13 protein-coding genes are annotated in these 14293 nt (G+C 33.4%); all 13 read left to right on the top strand.

From position 1 onward, the window contains the following. On the top strand, nucleotides 1–414 hold the full coding sequence (locus tag Q5O30_RS07255) for a hypothetical protein (protein ID WP_021953090.1): 414 nt from the start codon (nucleotides 1–3) through the stop codon (nucleotides 412–414). Between the two features lie 15 nt (nucleotides 415–429). Next, nucleotides 430–2601, top strand: coding sequence for a hypothetical protein (locus tag Q5O30_RS07250; protein ID WP_021953089.1), 2172 nt, complete (start codon nucleotides 430–432; stop codon nucleotides 2599–2601). Nucleotides 2602–2621: 20 nt separating this feature from the next. Then, a complete protein-coding gene (locus Q5O30_RS07245) occupies nucleotides 2622–3524 on the top strand; it encodes a hypothetical protein (protein ID WP_021953088.1) in 903 nt (300 codons plus the stop codon). Between the two features lie 236 nt (nucleotides 3525–3760). After that, a complete protein-coding gene (gene tyrS, locus Q5O30_RS07240; RefSeq protein WP_021953087.1) occupies nucleotides 3761–4987 on the top strand; it encodes a tyrosine--tRNA ligase in 1227 nt (408 codons plus the stop codon). A 28-nt stretch (nucleotides 4988–5015) separates the two neighbouring features. Further along, nucleotides 5016–7655 (top strand): alanine--tRNA ligase, encoded by a 2640-nt coding sequence (gene alaS / locus Q5O30_RS07235; protein WP_021953086.1) that lies wholly within the window; start codon nucleotides 5016–5018, stop codon nucleotides 7653–7655. Nucleotides 7656–7793: 138 nt separating this feature from the next. Beyond that, on the top strand, nucleotides 7794–7970 hold the full coding sequence (gene rpsU / locus Q5O30_RS07230; protein WP_005362674.1) for a 30S ribosomal protein S21: 177 nt from the start codon (nucleotides 7794–7796) through the stop codon (nucleotides 7968–7970). Between the two features lie 110 nt (nucleotides 7971–8080). Next, a complete protein-coding gene (locus Q5O30_RS07225) occupies nucleotides 8081–8332 on the top strand; it encodes a YabP/YqfC family sporulation protein (protein WP_021953085.1) in 252 nt (83 codons plus the stop codon). Continuing rightward, nucleotides 8313–9566, top strand: coding sequence for a sporulation protein YqfD (locus Q5O30_RS07220; RefSeq protein ID WP_021953084.1), 1254 nt, complete (start codon nucleotides 8313–8315; stop codon nucleotides 9564–9566). Before Q5O30_RS07225 ends, Q5O30_RS07220 begins: the two co-directional genes overlap by 20 nt. Nucleotides 9567–9588: 22 nt before the next feature. Further along, nucleotides 9589–10560 carry a PhoH family protein gene (locus tag Q5O30_RS07215; protein WP_186840437.1) on the top strand — a complete coding sequence of 324 codons (972 nt, stop codon included), beginning with the start codon at nucleotides 9589–9591 and terminating at the stop codon, nucleotides 10558–10560. 2 nt (nucleotides 10561–10562) lie between these two features. Further along, complete coding sequence (ybeY, locus tag Q5O30_RS07210) at nucleotides 10563–11063, top strand: rRNA maturation RNase YbeY (RefSeq protein WP_021953082.1); 501 nt, start codon at nucleotides 10563–10565, stop codon at nucleotides 11061–11063. 1 nt (nucleotide 11064) lies between these two features. Then, entirely contained in the window at nucleotides 11065–12162 is a 1098-nt protein-coding gene (locus tag Q5O30_RS07205; RefSeq protein WP_021953081.1) for a DUF3048 domain-containing protein, read from the top strand. Between the two features lie 15 nt (nucleotides 12163–12177). Beyond that, entirely contained in the window at nucleotides 12178–13836 is a 1659-nt protein-coding gene (locus Q5O30_RS07200; RefSeq protein WP_021953080.1) for a polysaccharide biosynthesis protein, read from the top strand. 56 nt (nucleotides 13837–13892) lie between these two features. Continuing rightward, nucleotides 13893–14240, top strand: coding sequence for a hypothetical protein (locus Q5O30_RS07195; protein WP_021953079.1), 348 nt, complete (start codon nucleotides 13893–13895; stop codon nucleotides 14238–14240). Nucleotides 14241–14293 lie beyond the last annotated feature (53 nt).

Raw genomic sequence — 14293 nt, 5'->3', positions numbered from 1 at the left:
ATGAACATAAATGACGTTTTAAGAATATTAACATATGTATTTTTTACTTTAGCAGCCATTTCTTTAATAACAAGTATTATTTTGTTCTTCAAACTTCGTATTAAAGAAGTTATTCAGGATCTGAATGGAACTTTGACACAGAAACAGGTTGAAGAGATGAGAAAAAGAAGTGGCAGCGATCAGCATAAAAATTATGGCCAGGATATTTTAGAAGGTGGATTAAATGACACAGGAAGCCTTGGAAAAACAGGAATGACAGGTAAAAATAAGACAGGAAAGTCGGGAAGAACAGGGCTTACAGGAAGAGTAATGGAAAAATCAGCATCTATGGAAGTGGCTAAAAATGCAAAATTTAATTCTAATTTTGTACTTGTTAAAAATATTGTTTACATTAATACATCAGAGTTTATTTAAAGGGGAGGGAATAATATGCATTTAGATGTTAAAAAATTTATAAAGACAATTATGCAGTTGGGTGTAGTGTGTATACTTCTCTTGGTATTTTCAGATGTTACACAGGTAAGCGCAGCAAGACCTAAAATGGTAATTGATTCAAGAAATAAGGAAGACAGAAATGTGCGGATTACAGTGACTGCAACAAACTTAGAAGAAGTGGATGTGGCTGAATTTTATTATTATGATAGAAAAAATCGAATTCACAATTTAAAAATATCAAATATCAGAAAATATAGAATTAACAAAAATACAATTATTTTAAAGTATAAATGTAATTTGAAGCAGTCAGGTAGTTATACATTAGCAATAGACATTATCTACAATAAAGGAACTTATTATAATATATATAAGGAGTTTTCATACATAAAAAAATCAGATAATAAGATATATGTTGGTTTAGGTGGGAAAGACAGGGAGGTAAATATAGATGGAGAGGTATATGGTAAAACAAAGCCATATATTTTACCTGATAATAGCGTAGAGGAAATAAGGGTTCCGGAGAAAAAATATTTAATAAAGGTCTTGTATAGAAGTCAGAAGAAAATAATATCAGAAAATGAGATATTTCTTAAGTGGGGAGAAAAGATAGTATATCCTGTACAGATAATTTCAAAGAATAAAGAAAAATTAGCTGATAATTACATTCCACATATTGCATATTTTGAACTAAATATTGCAGGGGATAATGAGGGAGCTATAACAGTGGAATCCGGAAACGATAAATTAACGCTTAGGAAAGTTTTAATAATTGATGGTACAAAACCGACAATAAAAATTGACAATAAATTTACAGATAATAAAACAAAATACATTAATCACGATGTTTCAATACCGGTAACTATTAAGGAAAAGAATTTTGATTCAGGTAAAACAACTGTAAAAATAAATGGAAAAAATGCTACCGTATCATGGAGTGGAAGTGGCAATACCCATAGAGGCAATATTAAATTAGGTGAAGGGAAAAATATTGTAGAAGTCCAGTCCACAGATAAGGCAGGAAACAAGTCGGAAACAGTTAAATCATGTGTTGTTATTATTGATAAAAAAAGTCCCAAAGTAGTTATTAAGGGATTTGAAAACGGCACCGGAAAAGGCTTGAAAAATGGTGAGAAGGTTCCATATCCACTTAATATAATTCTTTCAGATGAAACAAAAATAGGAAAACATGCAGTAAGTTTATATAAACTATCAGATGATGGAAAAAAGAAATCTGAAATCGATTTAAAATCGACGGTTGACGGAAACAGAATTGAATATTCAATTGATGATTTGAAGGATGATGGGTACTATACGCTGTCTATATATGTTACAGACTATGCAGGAAATTCACCAAAGAAAAATACTTTAAAATCAGATGGAAAACGCCCTTATGTTATATCTAAAGGAAAGGTAACAGGGGCATTTACGGTAAATAGAGATGGGTCTTTATATGTAGCGGAAAAGGAAGACTTGTTCGACAATCCCATAAAGGATTTAAATGACATAGTTATATATGAATATAACAAGAACGAGATAAGTAAAAGTAGCGTCGTGATAATAGATAGCATATCCACTAAAACTCTTGATTCTAATATGTATACTTTCAAAAAATTAGACAAGAGTGATAATCCAAAATACAGGTACGAATATAGGTATGTTATAAAAAAAGACAACTTTAATGAAGGAAATTATAACATACAGATTAATTCAACTTCTATTGCAGGACAAAATGGAACATTAATTGCAAGAACTAACGAAAGCAATAGCTTAAATAAGATGATTATCATTGATAAAACACCACCGGAAATAGTGATGTTTGAAGGTACTTCCAGTGGAAAAATCAAATTAAAAATACGTGACGATAATATGGACGAAAATTCCGTGAAAATTTTGATAGGTGATAAGTCTTATGACTTGAAGAAAAATGATGATGAATCAACATCCACAAATTCGGTTTTTGAAGGTGATATTGGTAAAAATCCTTTAAATGCCAAGATTTCCTGTAGTGATTTGGCGGGAAATATAACTAAAGGTGGAAAAATTACAATAATAAAAGAAAGTTACATAAAGCAGATATTGATATTTGGAGGACTAGCATTAGGAGCAATAGTTTTTATTGCTTTAACAGTTATAACCATTGTAATGGTTAATAGAAATAACAAATAAAAAGTGAGGCACAAGAGGAAATGAAGAAGAAAAAATGTATGATAACTTTGGTTATTTTTAGCATGTGGGTTGTAATGACAATAATTAACGGAAATTGCGTTGGTGCAATTAGAAATGAAAGTGAAGAAAGCTGTGGTAAAATTGAAACCACATCTAATTATACAGAAACAGTATCGCAGGAAGAAACAGAAAGTAAAAATGAAAGTACATCCGGTGAAACAACGTCAGATTTATCAGAGGAGATAACCTCATACTTAACAGAAGAAATAACCTCTAATGTAACTGAAAACATATCAGTAGATGAAACAGGTATCATAACAGAAACACAATGTACTATTGTACAACCCCTGAAGCCTGACAAAGAAGCAACGACCGCAAAAATAAAACAAAGAAACATAAAAATTGTAGTTTATAATAATGGTAAAAAATATGAGATTATAGAAAAAAATAAAAAAGAATTAGTGTTACCTAAAAATTATGAGAAAATGATTAAATCCTATCCTTTTCTTAAAAATGACGGATATGTTTTTTGTGGATGGTACAAGGGAAAAAATAAGGTGACTGTTATCAGGAAAAACACAGAACTTACATTAAAATGGCGAAAAATAAAAGTACGATTAATCAATGTTAAAAATGCTAAAGGGAAGGTAAGATTATATTTTAACAATAAGGATTGGAATAAAATAGATGGTATTGAGGTAATGTATTCATCTAATTTGAAATTTGCAAATTCAAGGATAATCAAATTGTCCACATGGAAGAAAAAAGTAAAGAGTTATGAATTTAAACACTCAGGGAAAAAGTTTAAAAATGGAAAAGCGTATTTTTTTAAAGTAAAGTTTTTTTATTATATTAATAGTAGAAAAAAGTATTATAAAGGAACAGGTCCATATAAATGGGTTCGCTACTACAAAAGAACATAATGTAATGTCTTTTAAAGCAGTTTTTCTCCCACCAATACATTGATTTCTACGCATTTATTACTTTATAATAGCCTTTAATACAAAAAATCAGTGCCAAAACTCGCAAATATCAGGAAATTATTAGTTAATATAGGGATTAACGGGAGTTATTTCCTTGAAATAATTATTTCCATATGCTAAAATTATACATTGAGTTTATGAGCAATAATAAAAAGAGGAAAGGAATTTGTTCGATTATGAATACTTACGAAGAATTAAAGGCTCGTGGTCTTATTGCGCAGGTGACAGACGAGGAATTAATTAAAGATTTAATTAATAAAGGAGAGGCTGTTTTCTATATAGGTTTTGACCCTACAGCAGATAGTTTGCATGTTGGACATTTTATGGCTCTTTGCCTTATGAAGAGACTTCAGATGGCAGGAAACAAACCTATAGCATTGTTAGGTGGCGGAACAGCCATGATTGGTGATCCTTCAGGAAAAACAGATATGCGTAAAATGATGACTAAGGAGACTATCGATCATAATATTGAATGCTTTAAAAAGCAGATGAGCAGATTTATAGACTTTTCTGACGGAAAAGCATTAATGGTTAATAACGCTGACTGGTTATTGGACTTAAATTACATTGATGTTTTAAGAGATGTTGGAGCACATTTTAGCGTAAACAGAATGCTTACTGCAGAATGTTATAAGCAGAGAATGGAAAAAGGACTTACTTTCCTTGAATTTAACTATATGATTATGCAGAGTTATGACTTTTACAGATTGTATCAGGATTACGGCTGCAATTTACAGTTCGGTGGAGATGACCAATGGAGCAACATGCTTGGTGGTACGGAACTTATCAGACGTAAGTTAGGAAAAGATGCCTCAGCCATGACTATTACACTACTTCTTAATTCAGAAGGAAAGAAGATGGGTAAAACAGTTAGCGGTGCAGTATGGCTTGATCCTGAAAAAACTTCACCATATGAGTTCTATCAGTATTGGAGAAATGTAGATGATGCAGATGTTATTAAGTGCTTAAAGATGCTTACATTTGTTCCGTTAGAAGAAATAGAAGAAATGGAAAAGTGGCAGGGAAGTGAATTAAATAAGGCAAAAGAAATTCTAGCATATGAGCTTACAAATTTAGTTCATGGTGAAGAAGAAGCAAAGAAGGCACAGGATGCATCAAGAAAGATATTTGCCAACGGTGGTATTTCAGGTAATATTCCAACTACAACATATTCAAAAGATGAAATAGATGCCGGAAAAGATATTCTTACACTGTTAGTAGATACAGGACTTGCAAAATCAAGAGGTGAAGCGAGAAGACTTGTACAGCAGGGTGGTGTTTCCGTCAACGGAGAAAAGGTTAATGCCATTGAAACATCATTTACTACTTCAGAATTTAATGAAGATGGGGTTTTACTTATTAAAAAAGGTAAGAAAGCTTTCCACCAGATAAAAGCAGATTAATTATATTAATATAACCGGAGGCATAAAAATGAAGAAATATGGATTAAATGAACTTAGAAAAATGTATTTGGATTTTTTTAAGTCAAAGGATCATTTTGTAAGAGGAAGCTATTCATTAGTTCCTCACAACGATAACAGTCTTTTACTTATAAATGCAGGAATGGCTCCACTTAAGCCTTATTTTACAGGACAGGAGATTCCACCAAAGAGAAGAATGGCTACATGCCAGAAGTGTATAAGAACAGGTGATATTGAAAATATTGGAAAAACTGCGAGACACGGTACATTTTTTGAAATGCTTGGTAACTTCTCTTTTGGTGATTATTTCAAAACAGAAGCTATTCACTGGTCATGGGAGTTCCTGACAGAGGTAGTTGGCTTAGAGCCTGACAGATTATATCCTTCTGTATATTTAGATGATGATGAAGCCTTTGATATTTGGAATAAAGAAATCGGAATTTCAAAGGATAGAATATTTAAGTTTGGAAAAGAGGATAATTTCTGGGAGCATGGAGCAGGTCCTTGTGGTCCATGTTCTGAAATTTACTATGACCGTGGAGAAAAATATGGATGTGGAAAGCCGGGATGTACTGTCGGATGCGATTGTGACAGATTTATTGAAATCTGGAACAATGTATTTACGCAGTTTGAAAATGACGGCAAGGGAAATTATACAACATTAAAGAATAAAAATATTGATACAGGAATGGGACTTGAAAGACTGGCAACAGTTGTTCAGGATGTAGACTCAATTTTTGATGTTGATACAATTAAAGCACTTAGAGATAAGGTTTGTGAAATTACCGGGAAAGAATACAAGAAGGAATATAAATGGGATGTGTCCATCAGAATTATAACAGACCATATCCGTTCAGCAACATTTATGATTTCAGACGGAATTATGCCTTCAAATGAAGGACGTGGATACGTTTTAAGAAGACTTATCAGACGTGCTGCAAGACATGGAAGATTGTTAGGAGTTAAGGGACAGTTTTTGGCAAAACTTTCAGAAACAGTTATTGAAAGCTCAAAAGACGGTTATCCTGAACTTGAAGAAAAGAAGAGCATGATTTTCAAGGTTCTTACAGAGGAAGAAAACAAATTTGATAAGACTATTGATACAGGACTTAGCATTTTAGCCGACATGGAAGAAGAAATGAAGGCAAAGAATGAAAAAACTTTGTCCGGTGAAAATGCATTTAAGTTATATGATACTTATGGATTCCCACTTGACCTTACACAGGAAATTCTTGAGGAAAAAGGATTTGATGTGGACGAAGACGGCTTTAAGAAGGCAATGGAAGTTCAGAGAGAAACAGCCAGAAAGGCAAGAAAAACTACTAACTACATGGGTGCTGACGAGACAGTATACGAAAGTCTTGATACATCACTTTCAACACAGTTTGTAGGTTATGATAAATTAATTGAAGATTCAGTTATTACTGCTCTTACAACAGAAAAAGAAGTTGTACAGGCATTAGCTGATGGCGACAAAGGTACTATTGTTGTGGAACAGACACCTTTCTATGCTACAATGGGTGGTCAGGTAGGTGACAAAGGTATCATTAAAACAAACGAAGGAACATTTGTTGTTGTTGATACAATTAAGCTTCACGGCACCATGGTAGGACATGTAGGTTATGTTAGTGAAGGTATGATTCAGGTAGGCGATAAGGTAACTTTAAAGGTTGACAGTGCAAACAGAAATGCAATAGCTAAGAATCATAGTGCAACCCACTTACTTCAGAAGGCATTAAAGCTTGTTTTAGGAAATCATGTTGAACAGGCAGGTTCATATGTTGATGCTGAGAGACTTAGATTTGACTTTACTCATTTTCAGGCTATGACACCGGAGGAAATTGAAAAGGTTGAAGCCTTAGTTAATGAACAGATTGAAAATGGACTTGATGTAGTTACTGAAGAAATGAGTCTTGAAGATGCCAAAAAGACAGGAGCAATGGCATTATTTGGTGAAAAGTATGGTGACAAAGTAAGAGTAGTATCTATGGGAGACTATTCTATTGAACTTTGTGGTGGTACTCATGTATCAAATACAAGCACAATTTCATATTTTAAGATTATATCTGAATCAGGAATTTCAGCAGGTGTAAGACGTATTGAGGCTTTAACAGGAACAGGTCTTATGAAGCACTATGCAGATGTGGAAAAGAAACTTCACGAAGCTGCAAAGGTAGCTAAGACAGAACCAAACAATTTGGTTAAGAGAATCGAAACATTAAATGAAGAAATTAAGGCTTTATCTTCTGAAAATGAAAAGTTAAAGGCAAAAATGGCAAACGCATCAGTTGGTGATGTTATGAGTCAGGTTGTTGAAGTAAAGGGTGTTAAACTTTTAGCAACAAAGGTTGCTGACGTTGACATGAATGGATTAAGAAATCTTGGCGACCAGCTTAAGGATAAGATGGGCGGCGGAGTTGTTGTTTTAGTGTCAACTACAGGCGACAAGGCTAACGTAATTGTTATGGCAGATGACGATGCTATATCAAAGGGTGCCCATGCAGGAAATATGATAAAAGAAATTGCCAAACTCGTAGGAGGTGGCGGCGGTGGTCGTCCAAACATGGCACAGGCAGGTGGAAAGAACCCGGCAGGTGCAGATGAAGTCTTAGCTAAGGCAAAGGAAATTCTTGAAGCACAGATTGGATAGATACTTTTCGGGCTTTAACCTGGAATATCGTGAAAAAGCTATTGACTGTAAAGAAAAATATGGTATAATATTTTAAGTGTTTAGGCACAAATACCTACAGTTTTAGGAATCTATAACTGAAGGGAGGTCAGGAAGAGAATGTCAAGCGTTATCGTTAAAGAAAACGAATCAATCGACAGTGCATTACGTCGATTCAAGAGAAATTGCGCTAAAGCTGGTATCCAGCAGGAGATTCGTAAGAGAGAACATTACGAAAAGCCAAGCGTAAAGCGTAAGAAAAAATCAGAAGCAGCTAGAAAGCGCAAATATAATTAATTATAAAAAAAGTGCTGTTGCGACAGTGATTTACATCACGACTGCAACGCACTTTTTTTCTATGTTCTAACAGCATAAAGATTTCATAGTATATATTGGGGGGATAATATATGTTTAACGTTGATAATGAATATGATATTCCAAGGGATGTAATTAATAATGAATGTTTATGCCAAATTACCGGAAGACGGGAAGTTATAGTTGAAAATTATAAAAGAATTAAAAATATCAGTGAAGAAGAAATTGAAGTAATATGCAAAAAATATAATATCCGTGTTATGGGAGAAAAACTCATCATAAGTTATTATAACAGTGATACCATGGTAATAGGCGGGTGTGTAAATGAAGTTCTCTTTTGTTAATTTGTTTTTTTCATGTTTTGAAGGAAAAAAATTCCACTACATAGTTATAAAAATTAATGAAAATCACATTTACAGATTTATAAATAATACAGGGAAAATAAAATTAAGGGATATACATTCAAAAGATGGAATTACGGAAATAACATTTAATTATAAAGATAAAAACAAAGTCCTTGATATTGCTGAAAAAATGGGAATAAAGATACTGGATATGAAAGAGAAAGGAACATATACATATATTACAAGGCTGCCTGTGATAAAGTCAGTGACATTTATTTTGGCAGTTTTTACATTGTTATTAATTATTAATTCTCACTTTATCTGGAATATTGATGTGGAGGGAAATTACAGTTATACATCAACTCAGATTATGAGGTTTTTAAAAAAGATGGATATAAAAGAAGGAATGAGAAAGAACCGGATAAACAGTGATGAAATAGAGAAAGAAATAAGAAGAAAATACAATGACATAAGCTGGGTTTGCGCAGAAGTAAAGGGAACAAATCTTATTGTCCATATAAAAGAAAACTATATCACTGAAATTTCCGCAAAAGAAGACAAAACTTATGACCTGATTGCTAACAGGGACTGCACCATAAAGTCCATTTTAGTGAGAAAAGGAAAAGGAGTGGTAAAAGCCGGTGATAAAGTAAAAAAAGGAGATGTTCTGATATCCGGTATTGTAGATGTTTTTAATGAATCCGGGGAAAAAATATTTACAAAATTATGTAATGCAGATGGTGATGTTGTGGGAATAACTAATCTCTCTTATAATGATAAAATTTCCGATACATATTTTGTTAAAAATATTAAGCATAAAAGGACTTACTATGCACCTTTAGTAGCGGGATACACGTGGAATATAAAAGAAAATGACAAAAATGAAACTGTTGTAAAATCGGAAAGAAATTTTAAAGCATTTGGAAATTTCTATTTGCCCTTTGGGATGGAAAAATATGTGGTTACAAAGTTTGAAAAAGAGAAGAGAAATTACACAAAAGAAGAAGCTAAGAAAAAACTATATGATAGATTCAATTACAAAATGTCCATATTAGAGCAAAAAGGGTACAAAATATTAGAAAAAAATGTTAAAATAGACAAGAAAAAAAATCATTATGTTTTTTCGGGGACGATTAAGTGTTTAGAACCTTTAGGAAAGGTTTCTTATATTGAAAGCGAAAAAATAAATGAGATTGAATCAGAGAATAATAAAGAAACCACAAAATCTGATTAAGAAAAATCATGAAGGGAAAAATATGAGCGTAATAGAAAATATAATAGATATTCCAATGGAACATGAAAAGAATGTTTTCGGACAGTTTGATTACAATATAAAGAAAATCGAAAAAACATTACATGTTACCATAATTTCAAGAGACGGACAGCTTAAAATTATTGGAGGGGAAGTGGCAGCTAAGAGAGCCCGTCATGTATTTGAACAATTAATGGAACTGTCAAAGCGGGGCAATGAGATAACAGAACAGAATGTTGACTACGCCTTATCTTTAAGCTTTGACGAAAAAGAGTCTGTAATGCTGGAATTAGATGATGATATTATTTGCAGAACGGTTATGGGAAAGCCTGTTAAACCAAAAACATTAGGACAAAAATCCTATGTAGACCAGATAAGAAAGAAAATGATAGTGTTTGGCATTGGCCCGGCAGGAACCGGTAAAACTTATCTTGCAATGGCAATGGCAATAAACGCCTTAAAAAACAATGAGGTAAACAAGATTATTCTTACAAGACCGGCTATTGAGGCGGGAGAAAATCTTGGATTTTTACCGGGAGATTTGCAAAGCAAAGTAGATCCTTATTTAAGACCTTTATATGATGCACTTTATCAGATAATGGGAGCAGAAAGCTTTATCAGTAATAGCGAAAAGGGAATTATTGAGGTGGCACCTCTTGCCTATATGCGTGGCCGTACTTTAGATAACGCTTTTATTATTTTAGACGAAGCACAAAATACAACTCCGGCCCAGATGAAAATGTTCCTTACCCGTATTGGATTTGGCTCAAAGGTAATTGTAACAGGAGACAGAACCCAGAAGGATTTGCCAAGGGACACGGTTTCGGGTCTTGAAGTTGCCCTCAGGGTACTTAAAAATGTAGACGATATTGGATTTTCATTTCTTGACAATAATGATGTTGTAAGACATCCTCTGGTACAAAAAATTGTAAAGGCTTACGAGGAATACGAAAACAAAGGAAAGGGTAAAAAATAGATATGTCAGTTTTTATAGAAAATGAATATGGTAAAAATATTGATATTGATTACAATACAATAATAAAAAAGGTAGTGGAAGAAGCAATTGACTTTGTGAAATGCCCCTTTGAATGTGAGGTTAATGTTACCATTGTGGACAATGACAGCATTAAGGAAATAAATAAAGCTCAAAGAGATATTGATAAAGAAACGGATGTTTTATCGTTCCCGTTAATTGACTATGATTCTCCTGCTGATTTTACCAATGTTGAAGACGATATTAACTATTTCAATCCGGATTCAGGGGAATTAATGCTGGGAGATATTGTAATATCCTACGACAGGGTTATAAGTCAGGCTTATGAGTATAATCACTCAAAAGTAAGAGAAATTGCTTTTCTTACGGCTCATAGTATGCTACACTTATTCGGTTATGACCATATTAAGGAAGATGAGAGAGAGGATATGGAAAACAAACAGAATATTATTCTTAATAATTTAGGGATTACAAGGGAGATTTAAAATGAACAAAAATAAAAAATTAATAGTAACTTTGGTTATTGCAGGTATAATTACGGTGGCAGTAGGCGGAGTGGCACTGCTTGCCATGTTTGTTATACCTAACAAAAAAGTAGAAAAAACAGAAGTGACAGAAACAGAAGAGACCACTGTACAAACTGTTGAAACCACAACGGCAGATCCTTATGTAGGTAAAACTCCAAGTTTTTTAACGGGAGAATATGTAAAGGATAAAACAGCAAAAAGAAGACCTGTGGCATTAATGTATAACAACATTATAAACGCCATGCCACACTCAGGAATAAGCAATGCAGATGTTTGCTATGAAGCACCGGTAGAAGGTGGAATTACCCGAATTATGGGAATTTTTCAAAATTATGATAAATTAAAAAAGATGGGTTCAGTTAGAAGCTGTCGTATTTACTACTGTGCTTTTGCTTTAGAGTGGGATGCTATTTACAGCCATTATGGTCAGTCACAGTATGCTTTGGGATTTTTAAAAAGTGACAAAATAGACAATGTAGGCGCCCTTAATGCGGAAAATTATTTTTACCGTACCACAGACAGAGTGGCACCTCACAATGCTTTTACATCAGGAAAGAATTTAAATAACGCAATAAAAGCTCTTAAATACAGAAAAGAATACAAAAAAGGCTACAAGGGTCATTTTAAATTTGCAAATTTTGGTGAGAAGGTAGACCTTAACAGTAAGAAAACAGCTAAAACCGTGGAAATGGGATATGTTATAAATAAGCCGTGGTACAAGTTTAAAAATGGTCAGTATTACAGATATCAGTATGGAGAAAAACATATTGATGACCAGAACAATAAACAGCTTCATTGCTCAAATATAATAATTCAATTTGTGGATTCCACATTATATCCTGACAATAAGAGTCTTAATATTACATTAAACGGTTCAGGAAAAGGCTGGTTTATTACCAACGGAAAAGCAGAAAAAATTACATGGAAAAAGGACAAGCAAATGTCCGGACAAACAAAATACTTTGATGAAACAGGAAAAGAGATTGTTTTAAATACAGGAAAAACATGGGTGCAGATAGTTCAGAATGAATATGCAGATAATGTTGTCATCAAATAGAATAAGGATAAATAAATGAGTAACAAATCAAAAAGTAACAGTTTTATAATTCAGGGAAGCATTTTAGCATTTGCAGGAATATTAGTAAGAGTAATAGGTCTTATTTACAGAATACCCCTTAACAGAATTTTAGGGGAAAGCGGAATGGGATATTACGGCACGGCATTTGAGATATACAATGTTCTTATTTTGCTGTCATCCCAGAGTATGCCTCTTGCAGTGTCTAAAATAGTTTCAGAAAAGTTAGAAAAAAAGCAGTACAAAAACGCCCACAAGGTGTTTAAAGGTGCTTTAATTTACGGTATCACAATAGGTGTTATATTTGGAATGCTGGCGTTTTTTGGTGCTGACTGGATTTCCGTTAAAATATACAAATTACCTCAGGTTGCAATTCCTCTTAGAATATTGGCACCTACTCTTACGGTAGCCTGTGTTTTAGGTGTTTTAAGAGGGTATTTCCAGGGAATGGGAAATATGATACCAACCTCAGTATCACAGATTTTTGAACAGATTGTAAATGCTGTTGTAAGTGTTATTGCAGCCTATGAATTAGGTGCATATGGATATTCATTGTCGAAAATGGCTGATGAATCTGAAACATTTAGGGCTTCATATTCTGCTGCCGGTGGTACCTTAGGTACATTATGTGGTGCTGTTACTGCACTTATTATAATGATTATTATTTTGTACCGTCATTTTGGAAGCATTAATTCAAATATCAGAAAAGATATAACCAAGTCCGTGGACAGCTACGGTACCATAACAAAGGTGATTGTTTTTACCATTACACCGGTACTTATAAGTACAACAATATATAATATAGGAAACCTTTTGGACAATCCTATATTCCAGAATATAATGTATAGTATTTCGCCTGAAAGCACTGAGGCACAGCGAAGTGCGGTATATGGAAATTATACGGGAATTTACAGAACCCTTACAACAATGCCTATTGCCATTGCATCGGCATTATCCACTGCAATAGTTCCTTCACTGGTTCGTTCATATGTTGCAGGGGATAAGTCCGTAGTAAAAAATAAAATAGATATGGCACTTAAATTCTCCATGATAATTGCCTTCCCATGTGGTATGGGATTGTCGGTGTTGGGAGTGCCTATTAATAAGCTCTTGTTTGGAAGCAGCGGAGACGGTGCAGCACCTATGATGGTGTTTAGTATTTTCACAGTAATAGCATTTTCACTGTCTACCATTAGCAATGCAATACTTCAGGGAATAGACAAACTTAAGGTGCCAATTAAAAACTCAGCCATTTCTTTAGGCTTACATTTAATTATTTTGCCTTGTCTTTTAATTGTGTTTAAATTAAATATTTATGGGGTGGTTATTGGTGATATTTTGTTTGGAGCAACTGTTTCTGTGTTAAATGCCATGTCAATTAAAAAGTATTTAAATTACAGACAAAACATGTTTGAAACCTTTGTTAAGCCTTTTATTTGTGCAGGAGTTATGGGAGCAGGCTGTTTTGGAATATATAAGTTATTTAATGGTTTAATTAAAATTAATGCTATAAGTACAATAATTGCTATAATGGTTGCAGTGGTTATATATGCTCTAATGCTGGTAATTACGAAAACAGTAACAGAGGATGAACTTTTATCCATGCCAAAAGGGGCAATGATCGCTAAACTTATGAAAAAAATTCATATGATATAAAAAATCGTATAAAAAATACAAAATATGTAAAAAATATATGCAAGGAGTGATTTATTATGAGCAAACGAGCATATATTTTTTGTTTAGTGGTTTTTATAATTGGATTTTTGGCTGCTTATATCGTGGGAGTGGAAATAGGCACTAAGGAAGGTGACAATTTAAAGGAAAAGGTTGTAAATGTTTCACCGAATAACAAAAGTGATTCAAAGGAAGTGGAAGGCTACTGGGTTAAAGATTTAAATGATAAAATTGTTGTTTATAAAAAAGATGGAAAAACCGTTGTAGCTGAAACGGATATTGTTGTGTCAAGGCTTCCCGAGGCAGACAGAAAAGTCCTTGAAAATGGAATTTATATTGAAAATGCCGAAAAACTGTTTAAGTTTTTAGAGGCAAACACCAGTTGAAAAAAGGAATTAAAATGAAAGTAGTGATAATAGGAGCCGGAGCCGCCGGACTT

This window comes from Eubacterium sp. CAG:161 (assembly GCF_000432355.1).
Taxonomy (GTDB): domain Bacteria; phylum Bacillota; class Clostridia; order Lachnospirales; family Lachnospiraceae; genus Eubacterium_G; species Eubacterium_G segne.
The sequence above is the reverse complement of the archived record's forward strand: the minus strand, read 5'-3'. Positions and strand labels throughout refer to the sequence as shown.

What these genes read in the sequence shown, in the direction of transcription:
- Q5O30_RS07255 (WP_021953090.1), top strand. Translation starts at nt 1, where the DNA reads ATGAACATAAATGACGTTTTAAGAATATTAACATATGTATTTTTTACT.
- Q5O30_RS07250 (WP_021953089.1), top strand. Translation starts at nt 430, where the DNA reads ATGCATTTAGATGTTAAAAAATTTATAAAGACAATTATGCAGTTGGGT.
- Q5O30_RS07245 (WP_021953088.1), top strand. Translation starts at nt 2,622, where the DNA reads ATGAAGAAGAAAAAATGTATGATAACTTTGGTTATTTTTAGCATGTGG.
- tyrS (WP_021953087.1), top strand. Translation starts at nt 3,761, where the DNA reads ATGAATACTTACGAAGAATTAAAGGCTCGTGGTCTTATTGCGCAGGTG.
- alaS (WP_021953086.1), top strand. Translation starts at nt 5,016, where the DNA reads ATGAAGAAATATGGATTAAATGAACTTAGAAAAATGTATTTGGATTTT.
- rpsU (WP_005362674.1), top strand. Translation starts at nt 7,794, where the DNA reads ATGTCAAGCGTTATCGTTAAAGAAAACGAATCAATCGACAGTGCATTA.
- Q5O30_RS07225 (WP_021953085.1), top strand. Translation starts at nt 8,081, where the DNA reads ATGTTTAACGTTGATAATGAATATGATATTCCAAGGGATGTAATTAAT.
- Q5O30_RS07220 (WP_021953084.1), top strand. Translation starts at nt 8,313, where the DNA reads ATGAAGTTCTCTTTTGTTAATTTGTTTTTTTCATGTTTTGAAGGAAAA.
- Q5O30_RS07215 (WP_186840437.1), top strand. Translation starts at nt 9,589, where the DNA reads ATGAGCGTAATAGAAAATATAATAGATATTCCAATGGAACATGAAAAG.
- ybeY (WP_021953082.1), top strand. Translation starts at nt 10,563, where the DNA reads ATGTCAGTTTTTATAGAAAATGAATATGGTAAAAATATTGATATTGAT.
- Q5O30_RS07205 (WP_021953081.1), top strand. Translation starts at nt 11,065, where the DNA reads ATGAACAAAAATAAAAAATTAATAGTAACTTTGGTTATTGCAGGTATA.
- Q5O30_RS07200 (WP_021953080.1), top strand. Translation starts at nt 12,178, where the DNA reads ATGAGTAACAAATCAAAAAGTAACAGTTTTATAATTCAGGGAAGCATT.
- Q5O30_RS07195 (WP_021953079.1), top strand. Translation starts at nt 13,893, where the DNA reads ATGAGCAAACGAGCATATATTTTTTGTTTAGTGGTTTTTATAATTGGA.